Source organism: Collimonas fungivorans Ter331 (genome assembly GCF_000221045.1).
Taxonomy (GTDB): domain Bacteria; phylum Pseudomonadota; class Gammaproteobacteria; order Burkholderiales; family Burkholderiaceae_D; genus Collimonas; species Collimonas fungivorans_A.
The window spans coordinates 564,725-582,293 of record NC_015856.1 but is presented as its reverse complement, the minus strand read 5'-3'; the positions used below and the strand labels follow the sequence as shown (position 1 = coordinate 582,293).

The following is a 17,569-nucleotide window of genomic DNA, read 5'->3' as shown; positions in this document are numbered from 1 at the left end:
ACCTTAACTTTGTGAGATTCCTCCTTGCGCCCCTACAAACGGCTGTTGATCGTTGTTCTTTTTCTGTTGCTGCTGCTCGCCCTGTTTCAATTTTCCGGCCTGCGGGAACATTTCAATCTGGCGTTTCTTCGCCAACAGATCGTTGACAATAAAGTCAGCGGCTTGCTGATCTTTATTTTATTGTTTTGCCTCGGCAACCTGATCCAGATACCCGGCTGGATATTTCTCGCGGCAGCGGTGCTGGCCCTGGGCAAGACCTGGGGCGGTCTTGCAACCTATGTCGCGGCGGTGATTTCCTGCGTGTTTACTTTCCTGACAATCCGCTTCATCGGCGGCGATGCATTCCGGGAATTGAAGAACCGTTATGCGTTGAAGATACTCCGCGGCCTCGATGCGCACCCGATTGCAAGCATCGCGTTGTTAAGGATACTGTTCCAGACCGTTCCAGCCCTGAATTACGCGCTGGCCTTGTCCGGCGTGAAATTTTACAAATACCTGATCGGCACCCTGCTCGGTTTGCCGTTGCCGATCATGCTGTATTGCCTATTCTTTGACTATATCGGCAAGGCGCTGCACCTGCATTAAAGCGCATGGCGGTCCGGTTCATCCTGTCGCTTCTGTCAATGCGGAAGCGACAGATACAGCCGGCCCAGGTCCGTTAGCTGCCCGGGAGCACCCAGCAAGCTGGTGAAATGGCTGTCGTTGTTCCAGCGGCCGGTAAACCATGCATAACGGAATACGTCGGCGCGCGCCTCGCAGACAGCCACCATGTCGATCATCTGGGCCTTCTGCTTGGCAAGCGTATCGATTTGCGCGCGTCAGTTTGCGCATGCCAGTTGGCGAATTCGGAGACCCAGAACGGTTTGCCGTATTTGACGAGGCGGTCGAGCTGCGTACCGGATTTCTCGCCGCGGAAGCGTTGCCGGCAGCAGCACTCCTTTCGCTTATTGACCCGGTTCGTGATCGGTGAGGGGAATCGACACTTTGATTGTCGTACCGACGCCGGACACACTGAAGATCGCAACTTCTCCCCCGAGCATCAACGTCCGTTCTCGGATACCGACCAGGCCGAATGATTTCTTTTTACGCAGACTGGTATCAAATCCCCTGCCGTTATCGCGCACCTCCAGAACGTAATGTTTTTCCATTCGCTTCAGGCTTATTTCCACTTGGCTCGCTGCCGCGTGACGGCTGATATTGGTCAATGATTCCTGCGCGATACGGAAAATGGTGGTCGCCCGCTTATCATCCAGCGCAATGTTCTCTTCGCTAACCTCCAAGCTGCATGGAATCCCTGTATTTCCCGTAAATTCATCGGCCAGCCATTCCAGCGCCGACACCACTCCCATATCAAGCGCCGACGGGCGCAGCGATGAAACAACATTGCGCACTACCTTAATGGTGGTATCCATCAGGGTTATGATGCAGTCGATTTTTCCCTGCAACGCTGAATTGCTTCCTGCAAATTCCATTCCTAGCATTGACACCCTCATGCGCGCCGCCGATAAATGTTGTCCCAGCTCGTCGTGAATTTCACGCGTCAGGTGTTTGCGCTCTTCCTCTCGCGATACTTCGAGATCGTATGCACGCTCGCGCGCCAGTTGCTCCTTCCTCCGCTGTCGGATGATCAACCAGCGGATGCGATAGTGATACATCAAAAACAGTGCAAGGACCAGCAACAAGCCGCAGGCCGTATAGAAGGTCTTGGTTCTCCACCATGGCGGCAAAATCACGACCTCGACTTCCACTGTCGAGGAAAAGGCTTGAATGGATGGGTTGTCGACGGCGACCTGGAAGTGATAACGGCCGGGAGGCAAGGCCGCATAGCGCACCTCCGGAATGTTGGTCATCGACCATTCCGGTTCCAGTCCTCGCATCCGATAACGAAAATTGAGAGCTTCGCGATTCTGGTATGTCAGCGCGGCCAGCTTAAAATTGAGCGGACCGGAGGTCCACGGCAAACGAATCGGCTTGTCGCGGGGAAGCGCTTCACCGTCGCGGCTGACGCTCTCCACCAGCACCTCCAGCTGCGATGGCGCGAACAGCGATTCTGGTCGTAAGATATGGGAAGCGCCGTTGCTGGTTCCCACCCACATCGAACCGTCGCTATCCTCATACAATGCATTCTGGTTGCTGTCGTTCCAGACCAAGCCGCTTTCCTGATTAAAAAACCGCCACTGCGCACGATTCCATACAGCGATTCCAGCCCCGGTAGTTACCCACAGCCAACCGCGGCTATCTACAAGCGACGCTACCACCGCCTGATCCAGCAACAACGGTGGAGTAGCGTCGTGTATTTCCAGGGCGTCGTCTTGCTCCATAGCGCGCCAAATTCTCCCGGCCTCATCTCCCAGCCATAGTCCGCCGTCGCTCGCACAAGCGAGGGTATCCAATCGGACGGACGGCGGCGTCGGCTGGAGCCGGGGTTTGCTCCAACGTTCACCGTCAAATCGCAATACTTCTTTTCCTGTGATAAACCAGATTGCGCCGGAACGACCTTGGCATCCTTGAATGACTTTGATATCTTTGAGCGACGAATACTCTGTCACCTCTAACGGGATCGGATTGGATTCGGGATACCTGGCATTGTAGATGCCGCGCTGTGTGCTGAGCCACGCTTGCCCTGACCTATCGAAAAACAAACCGCTGATCGCTGGAAGTCTGGCGATCATTCTCTCCAGTTTTGTACTCTGGTCGCGGCGCACCAGAAATCCCGAATACGAGCTTGCCCAGATATTGCCTTTGACATCCTCAACCATATTGCTCCACTGGTAGGATGTGCCGCCATAGGTTCCCGGAGAAACGGAGAATTGCCCTGTCTTCTGCAATATCGCCGATCCAGAACGCGTGCCGACATGAAACACGTTTTCCCGGTCACGCAAGAACGATAGTACGACATTGCTGGGCAAGCCTTGCCTGGATGTCCAGTTTTCCCAATTCGGATAACCCAGCCAATGGATCAGGCCATGTCCCAGCGATCCAATCCAGATACCGCCGTCCCGGTCAACCAGGAAGGAATTGACTCCTCCGCCAATCGTCAGTCCGTTCGATTCGTCAAAGGATTCCCAGCGCGTGCCGTTCCATCGAATAATGCCTTCGTCCTGCCTGCTAAAAACCCGGCCGGCGGCATCTTCCGCCAGGAATGGATTTCCCCCTGCTTTTTTTTGCTTATTCTGGGGAGGAGACCGATCCAGGAAAACATGACCGCCGGCCGGCAATGCAAACACATGACGCTGGCTACGTATCCACAGCGTTGCCTGCCGGTCGTGGAAAATGGCAACCCAACTTTCCGTGGGCAGACCGCTCTCTTTTCCTATGACGACCAGTTTTCCTTTATCGTAATGACACAGTGCTTGCTCGCACCCCATCCACAAGTCTCCCTGCGGACCAATGTGAACGCTGTGAAGCTTGCGTATCTCCGGATTACGCAACAATTGCTCTGCGCCGAAAAATTCCCGCGCCTGCCACGTTGACCCTTGATCTACCGACGTCACCAGCCACAAACGATCATGGCTGATCGCTAGCAGACGATGCGATCCAAGGCTTGTCAAATTCTGACCATAACCGAACACCAGTTTGGCATTTTGAAATTTTATCGGTACAAAGCGCTGACCCTGCCACCGGTATAAACCATCGCTAGTGCCTACCCAAAGATTACCATCGACATCCGCATGCAAGGCTCGGATATACGAATCGATGAATCCATCACTTTGTCCGAAATGCTGAAAGCGTGCGCCGTCGTATCGAAACAAACCGCTTTGTGTGCCTATCCAGAGATAGCCACCCGGCTCTTGCGCCATGGCGGTGACGGCCATATTTCCTAAGCCATCGCGTTGATTGTAGTAACGCAACGGCAATTCCTGGCAAAGTACCCACGACGACATCCATATCAGCCAGAGCGATACGATCAATTGGCGATACGGACGCAATGCAGCTACCATTCCAGATTTTATCGCCATAAAAAAGACGGGCTCCGTTATCGCAAAACTGACCAGTCTCCCAAGCCCTCGCATATACGATTCCCTAGTATCGTTCCGGCGTAATTTACATCGATATCGGCGATGGCAATCGATATCGCCTGCACGTTTCAGAACAAGTATTAACCGCGCTGCAAATAAATGCGGGCAACATCAGTGATCTGGATCAGGCCAAAGCTGTGGTGGCCAGGTTGCTCCTCCTTTAAGGGAACGTTTCGCTAACCGATCCTGATAGCGCTGGACTCACAGCTCATGACTGACCGACGCGTGCCGTGACGGGCAGCAAATGATTCTGAGCTGCCTGTCCAGCCGCTGGGTCCAACCGTAGAAACACCGTAAGCTAACAGCCGGTGCCAGCCAGAGAAATCAATGAAAATGGATTATTAAGCTCTCATTGGCAGAATGCAAAGCTCAGGAACAGCAAAGTGCATTGAGCTTCTGGCAACAATTTCACGCATGACGACAGGTACTTCTGATAATTTTAGGCGAAACTCGCCTATATTGGGATCAAACAAAACAACGCGGCCGCCAGTTGCGTGGGAAGCAATTACGTGATTGCTGGCTGAGTTGGGGTCTACATTTCCCAACCATATTATGTTGGAGGTGCCCGGCCTATTCAGAATTTCCGAAAGTGAGGTCATTGCGGCTTCTTCATCTGTAAGAATATCGATAGCAATCGTATTTCCAGCTGGACTAACCCCTAAAGCTCGTGCCGTCTGAATAAGTGGATCCTCTTGATTATCAGGATCATTGTTGCATTGGAAAACCCTGTTTTCGTATTCCCGGTGCAACTGAAGTACTTCAGTAGTTGATTGACTTAGAGAATTCATTCTGGAAGAGGCATTGCCAGACTGCTTGGCAATTTTATTCATCCAAAGAAAGCTGTATATGACACACGCCCCTGCATGTCCGGGCGCCTCATGTTCCAATATATCACCTTGAACAAACGGCGCGGTTCTATGTACAGCCCAGCTTGACGAACCTTCCAAATACGAGTGTTCGTTAACTCGTGGCTGCGACGAACATATGCCATTTAAAACTGCTATTTTTCTAAAGGACGAAATAGAGTCGGGACGATTGGTAGATGTCCGCTTTGGCAGGCTATCCAATATTGATTTTTGATAAGTCGACGGGCCCTTTTTCTCTAATGCTTCAATATTCTCGGGATTCCTCTGTGACGAGGTTGGCTCGATCGATGGATGATATTGGCCCGTAATGCGAAAGTTTTCCATATTTTACCGAATTGAGTTATCTAATCAGCATCATCTCATGGACAAAAATCCACCTCGCCCTCGTGCGAAATTTTTGACCGTAAAACGTATTCAAGACCATAACATCTGCCGGCAACCTTCGGGACCAGGTACCACTGAGGGAGATTGCCAAGCGGTTGGGCATCTCGCGCAACACGGTCCGACGCTACCTGCGCTCGGAAACGACTGAGCCTGCCTATGCTGAGCGCCAATCGCCATCGCTACCCAGTCGGTGTTAGCGCTAACAAAATTTGTTAGTTTTTTTGTTTTTCGGTCAATTTTCTGTCCATATCCTGGTGGCACAAGGTCGAATCACCTTCGGCCTTTTTGCCTGAATTCCTACTGCGTGTTCGATATTCGATGTGGCACGGATAGTGCTATGAAGTTTCCATATGACAACTATCGCATACAAAAAATATGACATTTCTTTTTAAAAAACAATTCTTTATAACGATCTCTGCCTGCGTGATACTCAGCGCGTGTGGTGGCGGCATGAGTGATGCCGGAACAGGCTCTTCCTCAACCGGCACGGGAGCCACTCCAGCCGGCACAGGGTCCACGTCAACCGGCACGGGGTCTACGCCAACCGGCACAGGATCCACGCCAACCGGCACCGGGTCTACGCCAACCGGCACGGGCTCTACGCCAAATGTCACTTTCATGGGCAAGAGCACGGTGTTGATCGGAAGAACGTCGATTGATGCTCTTTCGGTTGCCGCACCATTCGACGCTCAGTACCAATACGTCGTCAGTCCGCCGGCACCGTCGAGCGCCCTGTACACGGCGACGTCCTGCCCGAATGGGACAAACTGGTGGGGATGCGCGGGCGGTAGCATCGGGGGGCTCATCCCCGGCGTCCAAGCCCGCGCTGCGCAGGCCACCTACTTGGGTAAATCGTATCCGCAGACAGTGATGTGGACATGGTTTGAACTCGGCCTCCTGGCGCCCGTGAACAAGTGGCAGGACGAGGTGACGGCGGTCAACCAGGTCGACCTCCTCACCAGATACCTGAACGACTACCGTTTCTTCCTCCAGAAGATCGGCGCCTCGCACGACATGATCGATCTCGAACCCGATTTTTTTGGTTTCGCGCGAGGGTACGGCCCTCTGGACCAAGTCCCGGCGCAGGTGACGGCTGCGAATCCGACCGACTGCGCAGACCAGGCGAACACTGTGGCGGGTCTGGCTCACTGCCTGATCGCAATGGCCCGGAAGTACGCTCCCAACACGGCCGTCGGCCTGCACCTCACCTGCTGGGACTGGCCGGGCAACGTGGATAAATGTGCCAAAGATTATGTGACCCTCGGAGGAAAGGGTGCAGACTTCCTCGTCGGGGAGGTTGAATCCACGGACGCCGGACTCAACGCCAAGCTGGGGAATGGCAACTCATTCTGGAGCGACCAGAAGTGGGCCGCGCAACTCGCCTATTGGAAACAGATGGCCGAGGCGGTCGGCCACCCGATCGTCGTCTGGCAGATCCCGATCGGCAACATGGCACAGAACAACACCGACTACCACTACCAGGACGACAAGGTGGACTGGCTGTTCTCGCACATGGACCAGGTTGCGAGCGCCCATGTCGCGGCTCTGATGTTCGGCCAAGGATCGGACCTGTCGACCACGGCTGAAACCGACGGCGGCAACCTGTTCGCGAAGACGGCCGCCTATCGCAATGCAGGGGGCACGCCGCTCAAATAGCCTGTCCCTGCGTGCTGTCGCATAGTCTGGGGTCCGTGGCGTCGTGCCGGGCGTCGTCTTCGGTATGAAGATCAATGCTGGTTGTGCTCAAGTTTGCATGCCCAAGGTTGTCGCGCACAATTTCAGGTCGGCGGGCTCGCTCAAATGCGAGCCCGCCGTATGCCGCAACCAATGCGTAGATGCCTGCTCAATATGCGCCGCTGCCGCCTCAAACTCAGCCCCCGGGTCCGCAACCGTTTTGCCGTCGAGCGCATGGTGCGCACGGTGTAACGTGAAGTCATTGTTTACATTTTTTTAGGCATACCTTAATGGATGAAATAACGACCTCAAAAAAGTCTAGACAAGAAAAAACGACCTCAAAAAAGTCTAGACAAGAAAAAACGCAGCCTTTTCAGGGGCTGCGCTCATTTTATTTACAAATATAAAAACGTATATCCTAGAACGGAATATCGTCATCCATATCCGAGAAATTCGGTGCTGGCCGGGAAGCTGGCGCCTGGCGGGCCGGAGCAGCCGGGGCGCTGGTGTTTTGCTGGCGTGCCGGCGGCGCGCTGTTGTAGTCGCCACCATCCATAGGCGCACTGCCGCCCGCACCCTGGCGGCTGCCCAGCATCTGCATGGTGTCGGCGATGATTTCGGTGGTGTAGCGCTCGGCGCCATCCTTGTCTTGCCACTTGCGCGTCTGCAGGCGGCCTTCGATGTAGATCTGCGAACCTTTTTTCAGGTACTGGCCGGCGATCTCCGCCAGCTTGCGATAGAAGGTGATGCGGTGCCACTCGGTTAATTCTTTTTTCTCACCGCTGTTCTTGTCTTTCCAGCTCTCCGTGGTGGCGACGGCAATGTTGGTGACGGCTTCGCCGTTCGGCATGTAGCGTGTTTCCGGGTCGCGGCCGAGATTGCCGACGATGATGACTTTATTGACCGATGCCATGTGATGCTCTCCTAAATACGAATATCTTGAAAAAATGCCTTGGAAATCATGCTGCCGCGGTGGTGGCTGTGCGGCCACGGCGCGGCAAATTTTTCATGCTGGATGCGATTATAAGCCAGCACAGGGTCGCCGCCCCTCCTAAAATGAATACTGAGGGGGCTCCGGCATGCTGTTTAAGCAATCCGCCTAGGGCGCCGCCGCAGAACAAACCCAGGGCCTGCATGGTGTTGTACACGCCCAGCGCAGCGCCCTTGGCGGCCGGCGGCGCGATGCGCGACACCAGCGACGGCTGGCTCGCTTCCAGCACGTTGAAGGCGATGAAAAACCCCAGCAGCAGCACGACCAGCCACTGCCAGTGGATAGTTGCCATCGAGAATGTCGCCAACAGGCCGAGTTGCACGACAAACAACAAGGCCACGGCCGCCAGCATCACTTGCTTCATCTTGCCCTGCTTCTCGCCGACAAACACCGGCGGCAGCATCAGCACAAAAGACGCCAGCACCACCGGCAGGTAGATTTTCCAGTGCGACTCCAGCGGCAGGCCAGCGTATTTGACCAGCGCCGCCGGCATCACCACGAACATCGCCATCTGCGTCATGTGCAGGGCAAACACCCCGTAGTTGAGCCGCATCAGCTCACCGTTGCGCAAGATCTCCGACCACGCCACGCGCCTGGCCTTGACCAGCGGCGCCGACGGCACCAGCCACACCACCACCACGATCGCGGCCAGCGACAGGATGCCGGTCAGGGCGAAGATGCCGCCCATGCCTACCCATTGGTACAGCAGCGGCGAAACGATCAGCGACAAGGCAAAGGTCAGCCCGATGGAGCCGCCAACCATGGCCATGGCCTTGGTACGATGTTCTTCCCGGGTGGAATCGGCGATGAAAGCGGTCACCGCCGCCGAAATCGCGCCGGCGCCCTGGATCGCACGGCCGATGATGACCCAGTAGATATTGCCGGCAGCGGCGGCGATGAAGGAGCCCAGCGCAAACAGGATCAGGCCGATCACGATGATCTTCTTGCGGCCGTATTTGTCGGAGGCGACGCCGAACGGGATTTGCCCGAACGATTGCGCCAGGCCGTAGATTCCCATGGCAAGGCCGACCAGGGCCGCGCTGTCGCCGCCGGGCAAGGTTTTGGCGTGCACCGCAAACACCGGCAAGATCAGGAACAGGCCCAGCATGCGCAACGCAAATATCGACGCCAGGGAGGCGCTCGCCTTGACTTCGGCGCGGCTCATGCCGCTGCTGATTTCACTGCTCATTTCGCTGTCGAAAGAGGAAGACGAATTATTCATATTGGGTATTGGCGAATGGCGCCTGTCACGGCTGCACAACGACGAAGATCGAAACCCGTTATAGTATCAGGTTGATCCGTTTGATATGGCATGGCCGCGCCCGGCAGCGATTCCCGCCAGGGGCTGCGGCAAGCCTTGCAGACGTGAATTGCAATTCCAACAAGCCAACACGGCCTTAAACTTACGCTGAAAGCTGTAAATGGAAGAGATCCGCATCCGGGGTGCGCGCACGCATAACCTCAAGAACATCAATCTGGATTTACCCCGCAACAAACTGATCGTGATCACCGGTTTGTCCGGCTCCGGCAAGTCGTCGCTGGCGTTTGACACGCTGTATGCGGAAGGCCAGCGGCGTTATGTCGAATCGCTGTCGTCCTACGCCAGGCAATTCCTGCAGCTGATGGAAAAGCCGGATGTCGACCTGATCGAAGGCCTGTCGCCGGCGATTTCGATCGAACAGAAAGCCACCTCGCACAATCCGCGCTCCACCGTCGGCACGGTGACCGAGATCCACGATTACCTGCGCCTGCTATATGCGCGGGTCGGCACGCCTTACTGCCCGGATCATCCGGAGAAGCCGCTGGCGGCGCAGTCGGTGTCGCAGATGGTCGATGCGGTGCTGGCGATGCCGGACGATACCAAGCTGATGATCCTGGCGCCGGTGGTGGCCAACCGCAAGGGCGAGCATGTCGACCTGTTCGAACAGATGCAGGCCCAGGGGTTTGTGCGCTTCCGCATCCAGAGCGGCACCGGCGCCGCCAAGATCTATGAAGTCGACGACCTGCCCAAGCTGAAGAAGACCGAGAAGCACACCATCGACGTCGTGATCGATCGCCTGAAAGTCAAGGCCGACACCAAGCAGCGCCTGGCGGAGAGTTTCGAAACCGCATTGCGCCTGGCCGAGGGCCGTGCGATTGCGCTGGAGATGGATAGCGGCACCGAACACATGTATTCCAACAAGTTCGCCTGCCCGATCTGCGGTTATTCGCTGCAGGAGCTGGAGCCGCGCCTGTTTTCGTTCAACAATCCGATGGGCGCCTGCCCGGAATGCGACGGCCTGGGCCATATCGAGTTTTTCGATCCCAAGCGCATCGTCGCCTTCCCTAACCTGTCGCTGGCCAGCGGCGCGGTCAAGGGCTGGGACCGGCGCAACCAGTTCTATTTCCAGATGCTGACCAGCATCGCGGCGCACTACGCTTTCGATATCGACGTGCCGTTTGAAAAACTTCCGGAGAAAGCACAGCAGGCAGTCCTGTATGGCTCCGGCAAGGAAACCATACCGTTCAGCTATGTCAACGAACGCGGCCGCACTGTGATCAAGGAACACACATTTGAAGGCGTGGTCAACAACCTGCAGCGCCGTTATCGCGAAACCGATTCGATGGCGGTCAAGGAAGAGCTGGCCAAGTTCATCAATGAAAAAGAATGCCCGTCCTGCCATGGCGCGCGGCTGCGCGTGGAAGCGCGCTTCGTCAAGGTCGGCAACGGCAAACAGGAACGCGCCATTTACGAAGTCGCGGCGACGCCCTTGCGCGAAACGCTGACCTTCTTTGAAAAACTGAAGCTGACCGGCGCCAAGAAGGAAATCGCCGACCGCATCATCAAGGAAATCGTCTCGCGCCTGACCTTTCTCAACAATGTCGGCCTCGATTACCTGTCGCTGGAACGCAGCGCCGACACCTTGTCCGGCGGCGAAGCACAGCGCATCCGCCTGGCGTCGCAAATCGGTTCCGGCCTGACCGGCGTCATGTATGTGCTGGACGAGCCGTCGATCGGCTTGCACCAGCGCGATAACGACCGCCTGATCGAAACCCTGCGCCATCTGCGCGACATCGGCAACAGCGTGCTGGTGGTGGAGCATGACGAAGATGCGATCCGCACCGCCGACTATGTGGTCGACATGGGCCTGGGCGCCGGCGTGCATGGCGGCGAAGTGATCGCCGAAGGCACCCTGGAACAGATCCTCAAAAGCAAGAAATCGCTGACCGCGAAGTACCTCAACGGCACCTTGAAAATCGCCGTGCCGGAGAAACGCATACCGGCCGATCCGGACCGCCAGTTCATCATTACCGGCGCCACCGGCAACAACCTGAAGAACGTCACCATGAACCTGCCGGTCGGCTTGCTGACCTGCGTCACCGGGGTTTCCGGTTCGGGCAAGTCGACGCTGGTCAACGACACCTTGTACCATGCCGCGGCGCGCCATCTGTATGGTTCGCAGGCGGAACCGGCGGCGCATGAATCGATAGGCGGACTGGAGCATTTCGACAAAGTGATCTCGGTCGACCAGGCCCCTATCGGCCGTACGCCGCGCTCCAATCCGGCCACCTATACCGGCTTGTTCACGCCGATCCGCGACCTGTTTTCGACCGTGCCGATGGCCAAGGAACGCGGCTACAACGCCGGCCGTTTCTCGTTCAATGTCAAGGGCGGCCGCTGCGAAGCCTGCCAGGGCGACGGCGTGATCAAGGTCGAAATGCACTTCCTGCCGGATGTCTACGTGCCGTGCGACGTCTGCCACGGCAAGCGCTACAACCGCGAAACGCTTGAAGTGCACTACAAGGGCAAGAGCATCACCGAAGTGCTGGGCATGACGGTGGAAGAAGCCTATGAGTTCTTCAAGCCGGTGCCGGTGATCGCGCGCAAGCTGCATACGCTGCTGGATGTCGGCCTCGGTTATATCCGCCTCGGCCAGAGCGCCACCACGCTGTCCGGCGGCGAGGCGCAGCGCGTCAAGCTGTCGCTGGAACTGTCCAAGCGCGATACCGGCCGCACCCTGTATATCCTGGATGAGCCGACTACCGGCTTGCACTTCCACGACATCGACCTACTATTGAAAGTGATCCACCGCCTGCGCAACCAGGGTAATACCGTGGTCATCATCGAGCACAACCTGGATGTCATCAAGACCGCCGACTGGCTGATCGATCTCGGTCCGGAAGGCGGCGCCGGCGGCGGCCGCATCATCGCTACCGGCACGCCGGAGCAGGTGGCGGCGAACCCGGCCAGCGTTACCGGCAAGTACCTGGGACCCTTGCTGGAAAAACCGAAGAAAAAATAAACAGGCATGCCCCCGGCCAGCGCGGCCGGGACATGCAATAGCGAGATAACGATGTCTACCAACACCTCCCCGGCGCTGTCTGCAGCGCAGATTGACGCTTTCGAAAAAGATGGTTATCTGGTCTTGCCGCACCTGGTGCCGGCCGCCGACTGCGAGCTGATGGCGGCCACCGCCAACGCCCACCTGGCGCAGGCAGTGGCGCCGCTGGAATACGAATCCGAAGTCGGTTATGCCGGCGCGCCGAAGTCGCTCGACAGCGCCGGCGGCCGCACCGCACGGCGGCTGCGCAATGCCTACCAGCGCGACGGCAGTTATCGCGCCTGGGCCACAAATCCGCAGCTGGTGGCGATGCTGGAACTGCTGCTGGGCGAAGCGGTCTGCCTGACCTTGTCGCACCATAACTGCGTAATGACCAAGCATCCGCACTTCGGCACCGCGACCGGCTGGCATCGCGATATCCGCTACTGGTCGTTCCCGCGCAACGAACTGATTTCGGTCTGGCTGGCGCTGGACAGCGAAAACGCCAACAACGGCGGCCTGCGCTTCATTCCAGGCTCGCACCGCTTCGACATCAAACCCGAGCAGATGGACGAGCTGGATTTCCTGCGCCCGGAAGTGGCGGCCAACCAGGCCCTGTTTGCGCAAGGGAAATCGGTCGAACTGCAACAGGGCGACGTGGTGTTTTTCCATAGCGGCCTGTTCCATGCCGCCGGCCGCAACAATACCGACACCGTCAAGGAGTCGGTGGTGTTTGCCTATCATGGAAAAAGCAATCCCCCCGTTCCCGGCAGCCGCTCCGCCGCCTCGGAAGATATCCTGCTAAGCAGCTAATCTCACTTCGGGACATTCCCAGCATGCAGCGTATAGCCATCATCGGCGGCGGCACCGCGGGCGCCGCCAGCGCGCTGTTCCTGGCGCGCGCCGGCCATCAGGTCACGCTGTTCGAGCGCGTGGCGCAACCGACCGCGGTCGGCGCCGGCATTTTGCTGCAGCCTACAGGCATGCACGTGCTGGATGCGCTCGGACTGCTGGAGCCTATCCTGGCGCACGGCGCCCGCAATGACCGCCTGTTCGGCACCACGGCCGGCGGCCGTACGGTGCTGGATGTGCGTTACCGCCATCATGACGCGCAGTCGTTCGGCCTAGGCCTGCATCGCGGCGCCTTGTTTTCCGTGTTGTGGGAAGCGCTGAAGACGGCCGCCATCAAGGTTTGCAGCGGCGTCAATATCTCCCGCATAGAGCAGCGCGGCGGCCAGGCTCTGTTGTTTTCCCGCGATCCGGCGCCTGGCGGCAGCGAGGCCGAGGCCGGTGAATTCGACTGCGCCGTGATTGCCGATGGCACCCGCTCCGACTTGCGCGCGGCGCTGGCGATTCCGCAAAAAGTGACGCCCTATCCCTGGGGCGCATTGTGGGCGCTGGTGCCGGACGACGGCTTGACCCAGGGCGGTTTGCGCCAGTGGTTCCACCACGCGCAGCAGATGCTGGGATTGATGCCCACCGGATTCGCCTATCAGGAAATGACGCAGCCGATTCTCAGCCTGTTCTGGAGCCTGCGCGCGGACCGCCTGCCGCACTGGCAGGAACAGGGCCTGGCGGCGTGGAAACAAACCGTACTGGCGCTGGCGCCGCCGATAGCACCGGCGCTGGAACACATACAAAGACCGGAACAGCTCACCTTCGCGCGCTATGCCGATGTGCAGATGCGCCACTGGCACCACGGCCGGATAGTCTGCATCGGCGATTGCGCCCATGCCACCAGTCCGCAACTGGGACAAGGCGCCAACCTGGCGCTGGTCGACGCCATGACGCTGGCGCAATGTTTTGCCGAGAGCTCTGCGGTAGAACCGGCGCTGGCGCTGTATTCGCAACGGCGGCGGCCCCACCTGCGTTATTACCAGGGCGCCAGCAAGCTGCTGACGCCGTTCTTCCAGTCCGATTCACGCATCGCCAGCACCTTGCGCGATATCGCCCTGGGTCCGATCTGCCGCCTGCCGGTGGCGCGCCAGCAGATGGCGCTGACGCTCAGCGGCAGCAAGACCGGCTGGCTCTATGGCCGCTTGCGGCAGTCGAAATAACAGGAAAACGGTCAGGCCTGGTGCAGATGGCGGGCCCGCACAATCGTTTCCGATTTGCGTTTTTTCAGCCAGATGGCGATGCCGGTAATCATGAACAGCAGCGGCAGGAAACCCATGAAGGCGACCAGTATCTTGCCCGGCAGACCCAGTATCTGACCGGTATGCAAACCGTATTGCACGCCGATGAAAGCATCGCCGCCCGAGCCCGTCAATGGATCGAGCGCGCGCAGCACATGGCCGTCGCCAGCGTCGACAAATACGCGCACGCTGCCGCTGTCCTGGATGTCATCCGGCTTGCGCATGCGGATCTGGTAGATGCCGTGTTTGTCGTCGCGCGCGATGCGCGCCGGCGTGGCGCTCGGCATGCTGGCCTGCGCCGAAGCCAGCGCCTGCTGCCAGCTGATCTGCTGCTTGCTGTCGGTGGCCAGCGACTTGGCGACTTCCTTCGGCGGCGGCGTCAATGGCGACAGGCTGGACACCAGCGGACGGGCCACGTCCGGCAAATTCATCACGGCGCCGGTAAAAGCGGTGATCACCAGCAGCACGCCGGCCACCAGGCCGACCGTGCGATGCAAGTCATACATCAGGCGGAAACCGCCGGCGCCGCGCTTGATCGAGAGCGCCTTGCCCCAACCCTTGCGATGCCGGGGCCAGGCCAGGGCGAAGCCGATCAGCAGCGTCGCCAGCCACATCAGGCCGAGGCTGCCGGAAATGATGGCGCCGGGCTTGTCCAGCAACAGGTAGCGATGCAGGCGGAACAGGAAAGGCATCAGGTTCTGCGGCGCTAGGCTGACCGCCTTGGTATTGCGTTCGCCGACCACGGCCGCCGTGACCGGATCGATAAACACCGTATCCATCGCCAGCTCATCGTTCGGCTTGCGCGGCCGCAGTTTTGCCTGGAGCGGTGCGTTGGGATCCTGCTCCATGGCGAAAAATCCCAGCTTTGCATGCGGGTAATCGTGCTCCACCTTGGCCACCAGGGCATCGATAGTCTGCCGGCTGCCGCTGGAATTGGGGCTGAGATGGTAGAACTGCGGATTGAGCCAGGCATCGATGTCGTCATTAAACGCCAGCGCCGCCCCGGTCAGGCCCGCCATGACAATAAACAAGGACAGCAGCAAGCCGCTGTAGCGGTGCAGCTTGACCAACCAATGACGTATTGCTTTTTTCACAATTACAAACCCGCTTACTTGGCTTAACAAAGCCTGTATTGTAAATGTCGATTGAATGAGAATGGGTATTATTTCAAAGATCTTCGGCGCTGTGCTGGCTGGTGCTGGTCCAGGCCTGCAACAAACGCCCTTCTGCGCGAGAGATGGCATCCGCCGCGCCGCGCAAGACGACGATGTCTCCTGCCTGCAACACTGCCTCGGGCGTGAGGGGGATGCCGCTGCGTCCGCGCCGCAGGGCGGTGATCTCGGCGCCCATTTCCGGCAAGCCTAGCCAGGCCAGCGAACGGCCGATGGCGCGTGCGCCTTCCGGCAAGGCTACCGAATGCAGCCGCACCTGCAGATGATCGGCAGCGTCCTGCGCATCGTCGATGCCATGGAAGAATCCGCGCAAGGCAGCATAACGCTCGTCGCGCGTCGCCTGCACCCGGTGCACCACGCGGCGCAAGGGCACTCCCAGCATGACCAGCGCATGCGAGGCCAGCATCAGGCTGCCTTCCAGGGCTTCCGGCACCACTTCGGTGGCGCCGGCGGCGCGCAGCTGGTCGAGATCGGTATCGTCGTAGCTGCGCACGATCACCGGTAATGCCGGCGCCAGCTCGCTCACATGGTGCAGCACTTTCAAGGCGGAGGGCGTGCTGGCATAGGTGATCACCAGGGCGGCGGCGCGATGCACGCCGGCGGCTACCAGGCTTTCGCGGCGCGAGGCGTCGCCGTACGAAACATGGGCGCCGGCAGCGCGCGCGTCGCGCACCCGGTCCGGATCGAGATCCAGCGCGTGGTAATCGATGCCTTCTTCTTCCAGCAGCTTGGCCAGGCTCTGGCCGCTGCGGCCGAAGCCGGCGATGATCACGTGCTTCTTGGTGGCCATGGTGCGGGTGGCGATCTGGGTCAGGGCCAGCGATTGCATCATCCATTCGCTGGAAGACAGCTTCATCACGATGGCATCGGACTTGGCCAGGATGAACGGCGCCGCCAGCATCGACAGCACCATGGACGCCAGGATCAGCTGCACCAGCAAAGGATCGACCAGTTGCAGGCCGCCGGCCTGGTTCAGCAGCACAAAACCGAACTCCCCCGCCTGCGCCAGCGCCAATCCAGTGCGCAGCGCCACGCCGGTGGAAGCGCGGAAGAGTTTTGCCAGCGCCGTAATCAGCACGAACTTGAGGAACACCGGCCCGGCCAGCAGCAGCAATACCAGCCACCAGTGTTCGATCACCAGGCGCAGGTTGAGCAGCATGCCGATGGTGATGAAGAACAGGCCCAGCAATACGTCCCGGAACGATTTGATGTCTTCTTCCACCTGGTGCTTGTATTCGGTTTCCGAAATCAGCATGCCGGCGATGAACGCGCCCAGCGCCAGCGACAGGCCGGCGCGCTCGGTAATCCAGGCCGAGGCCAGCGTGACCAGCAGCAGGTTCAGCATGAACAGCTCCTGCGAGCGGCGCCGCACCACGATCTGGAACCAGCGCCGCATCACCTTCTGGCCGAAGAACAGCAGCAGCGCCAGCACCAGCACCGCCTTGCCGCTGGCCCAGGTCAGCGTCGCCAGCAGGTTGCCGTTATGTTCGGCAAGCGCCGGCACCACGATCAGCAGAGGCACCAGCGCCAGGTCCTGGAACAGCAGGATGCCGATGATGCGGCGGCCGTGCTCGCTTTCCAGTTCCATGCGTTCCGTCAGCAGCTTCGACACGATGGCCGTGGAAGACATGGTGAGCGCCCCGCCCAGGGCGAATGCGGCCTGCCAGCTGATGTTGGTGAGCTGCGGCAGGATCAGCGCCATCAGCCAGCTGAACAGCATGGTGGCGCCAATGGTCAATACCACCTGCGCCATGCCCAGGCCGAACACGATATGCCGCATCGCCGTCAGTTTCGGCAGCGAAAACTCGAGGCCGATCGAAAACATCAGGAACACCACGCCGAATTCCGCCAGCGCGTGGGTGGTGGCGTTGTCTTCGGCAAAGCCGAGCGCGTGCGGGCCGATCAGGATCCCCACCACCAGGTAGCCCAGCATGGGCGGCAAATGGAAGCTGCGAAAAGCCACCACCCCCAGTACGGCGGAGCCAAGCAGCAAAATGGTCAGTTCTAGTCCGGTAAGCATCATTGGT

Annotated in this window: 12 protein-coding genes and 2 pseudogenes; 6 read left to right on the top strand and 8 right to left on the bottom strand. The window is 58.7% G+C overall.

Annotation, left to right across the window (positions count from 1 at the left end):
* Positions 1-45 precede the first annotated feature (45 nt).
* Positions 46-585 (top strand): VTT domain-containing protein, encoded by a 540-nt coding sequence (locus CFU_RS02490; RefSeq protein ID WP_238531391.1) that lies wholly within the window; start codon positions 46-48, stop codon positions 583-585.
* A 35-nt stretch (positions 586-620) separates the two neighbouring features.
* Here CFU_RS02490 and CFU_RS25020 read toward each other — a convergent pair whose 3' ends face one another.
* From CFU_RS25020 to CFU_RS25480, 3 genes are all read right to left on the bottom strand, one after another.
* Positions 621-779, bottom strand: coding sequence for a glycosyl hydrolase (locus CFU_RS25020; RefSeq protein WP_014004472.1), 159 nt, complete (start codon positions 777-779; stop codon positions 621-623).
* 165 nt (positions 780-944) lie between these two features.
* Positions 945-3,959, bottom strand: a complete 3,015-nt coding sequence (locus tag CFU_RS02485) for a sensor histidine kinase (RefSeq protein WP_238531390.1) — start codon at positions 3,957-3,959, stop codon at positions 945-947.
* Positions 3,960-4,360: 401 nt separating this feature from the next.
* The gene (locus tag CFU_RS25480; protein ID WP_238531389.1) at positions 4,361-4,849 is read right to left on the bottom strand and encodes a YopT-type cysteine protease domain-containing protein; all 489 of its coding nucleotides are present in this window, start codon (positions 4,847-4,849) and stop codon (positions 4,361-4,363) included.
* Between the two features lie 458 nt (positions 4,850-5,307).
* On the opposite strand from CFU_RS25480, the pseudogene CFU_RS23615 reads away from it, so the two are divergent.
* Positions 5,308-5,448 (top strand): annotated as a pseudogene (locus CFU_RS23615) (helix-turn-helix domain-containing protein); the annotation flags it as partial.
* Between the two features lie 439 nt (positions 5,449-5,887).
* Complete coding sequence (locus CFU_RS02480) at positions 5,888-6,925, top strand: hypothetical protein (RefSeq protein WP_041742941.1); 1,038 nt, start codon at positions 5,888-5,890, stop codon at positions 6,923-6,925.
* Here the strand turns inward: CFU_RS02480 and CFU_RS25085 are convergent.
* From CFU_RS25085 to CFU_RS02470, 3 genes and pseudogenes are all read right to left on the bottom strand, one after another.
* Positions 6,918-7,167, bottom strand: a pseudogene (locus CFU_RS25085) (tyrosine-type recombinase/integrase); the annotation flags it as partial. The gene CFU_RS02480 and the pseudogene CFU_RS25085 sit on opposite strands and share 8 nt — an antisense overlap.
* 194 nt (positions 7,168-7,361) lie before the next feature.
* Positions 7,362-7,856 carry a single-stranded DNA-binding protein gene (gene ssb, locus CFU_RS02475; RefSeq protein WP_041741114.1) on the bottom strand — a complete coding sequence of 165 codons (495 nt, stop codon included), beginning with the start codon at positions 7,854-7,856 and terminating at the stop codon, positions 7,362-7,364.
* Positions 7,857-7,902: 46 nt separating this feature from the next.
* Complete coding sequence (locus CFU_RS02470; RefSeq protein WP_425304683.1) at positions 7,903-9,156, bottom strand: MFS transporter; 1,254 nt, start codon at positions 9,154-9,156, stop codon at positions 7,903-7,905.
* 199 nt (positions 9,157-9,355) lie between these two features.
* Here CFU_RS02470 and uvrA point away from each other — a divergent pair, with 199 nt between their 5' ends.
* From uvrA to CFU_RS02455, 3 genes are read left to right on the top strand one after another with little or no spacing between them, the layout of a single operon-like run.
* A complete protein-coding gene (gene uvrA, locus CFU_RS02465; protein ID WP_014004464.1) occupies positions 9,356-12,217 on the top strand; it encodes an excinuclease ABC subunit UvrA in 2,862 nt (953 codons plus the stop codon).
* A 51-nt stretch (positions 12,218-12,268) separates the two neighbouring features.
* Positions 12,269-13,048 (top strand): phytanoyl-CoA dioxygenase family protein, encoded by a 780-nt coding sequence (locus CFU_RS02460; protein WP_041741113.1) that lies wholly within the window; start codon positions 12,269-12,271, stop codon positions 13,046-13,048.
* A 23-nt stretch (positions 13,049-13,071) separates the two neighbouring features.
* Complete coding sequence (locus CFU_RS02455) at positions 13,072-14,292, top strand: FAD-dependent oxidoreductase (RefSeq protein WP_014004462.1); 1,221 nt, start codon at positions 13,072-13,074, stop codon at positions 14,290-14,292.
* 11 nt (positions 14,293-14,303) lie between these two features.
* Here CFU_RS02455 and CFU_RS02450 read toward each other — a convergent pair whose 3' ends face one another.
* The gene (locus CFU_RS02450; RefSeq protein WP_190275218.1) at positions 14,304-15,464 is read right to left on the bottom strand and encodes a PepSY-associated TM helix domain-containing protein; all 1,161 of its coding nucleotides are present in this window, start codon (positions 15,462-15,464) and stop codon (positions 14,304-14,306) included.
* 73 nt (positions 15,465-15,537) lie between these two features.
* Positions 15,538-17,562 (bottom strand): cation:proton antiporter, encoded by a 2,025-nt coding sequence (locus CFU_RS02445; protein ID WP_050808709.1) that lies wholly within the window; start codon positions 17,560-17,562, stop codon positions 15,538-15,540.
* Positions 17,563-17,569 lie beyond the last annotated feature (7 nt).

Coding starts and splice junctions, on each gene's coding strand:
- CFU_RS25020 (WP_014004472.1), bottom strand. CDS start 779: ATGATCGACATGGTGGCTGTCTGCGAGGCGCGCGCCGACGTATTCCGT.
- CFU_RS02485 (WP_238531390.1), bottom strand. CDS start 3,959: ATGGCGATAAAATCTGGAATGGTAGCTGCATTGCGTCCGTATCGCCAA.
- CFU_RS25480 (WP_238531389.1), bottom strand. CDS start 4,849: ATGAATAAAATTGCCAAGCAGTCTGGCAATGCCTCTTCCAGAATGAAT.
- CFU_RS02480 (WP_041742941.1), top strand. CDS start 5,888: ATGGGCAAGAGCACGGTGTTGATCGGAAGAACGTCGATTGATGCTCTT.
- ssb (WP_041741114.1), bottom strand. CDS start 7,856: ATGGCATCGGTCAATAAAGTCATCATCGTCGGCAATCTCGGCCGCGAC.
- CFU_RS02470 (WP_425304683.1), bottom strand. CDS start 9,156: ATGAATAATTCGTCTTCCTCTTTCGACAGCGAAATGAGCAGTGAAATC.
- uvrA (WP_014004464.1), top strand. CDS start 9,356: ATGGAAGAGATCCGCATCCGGGGTGCGCGCACGCATAACCTCAAGAAC.
- CFU_RS02460 (WP_041741113.1), top strand. CDS start 12,269: ATGTCTACCAACACCTCCCCGGCGCTGTCTGCAGCGCAGATTGACGCT.
- CFU_RS02455 (WP_014004462.1), top strand. CDS start 13,072: ATGCAGCGTATAGCCATCATCGGCGGCGGCACCGCGGGCGCCGCCAGC.
- CFU_RS02445 (WP_050808709.1), bottom strand. CDS start 17,562: ATGCTTACCGGACTAGAACTGACCATTTTGCTGCTTGGCTCCGCCGTA.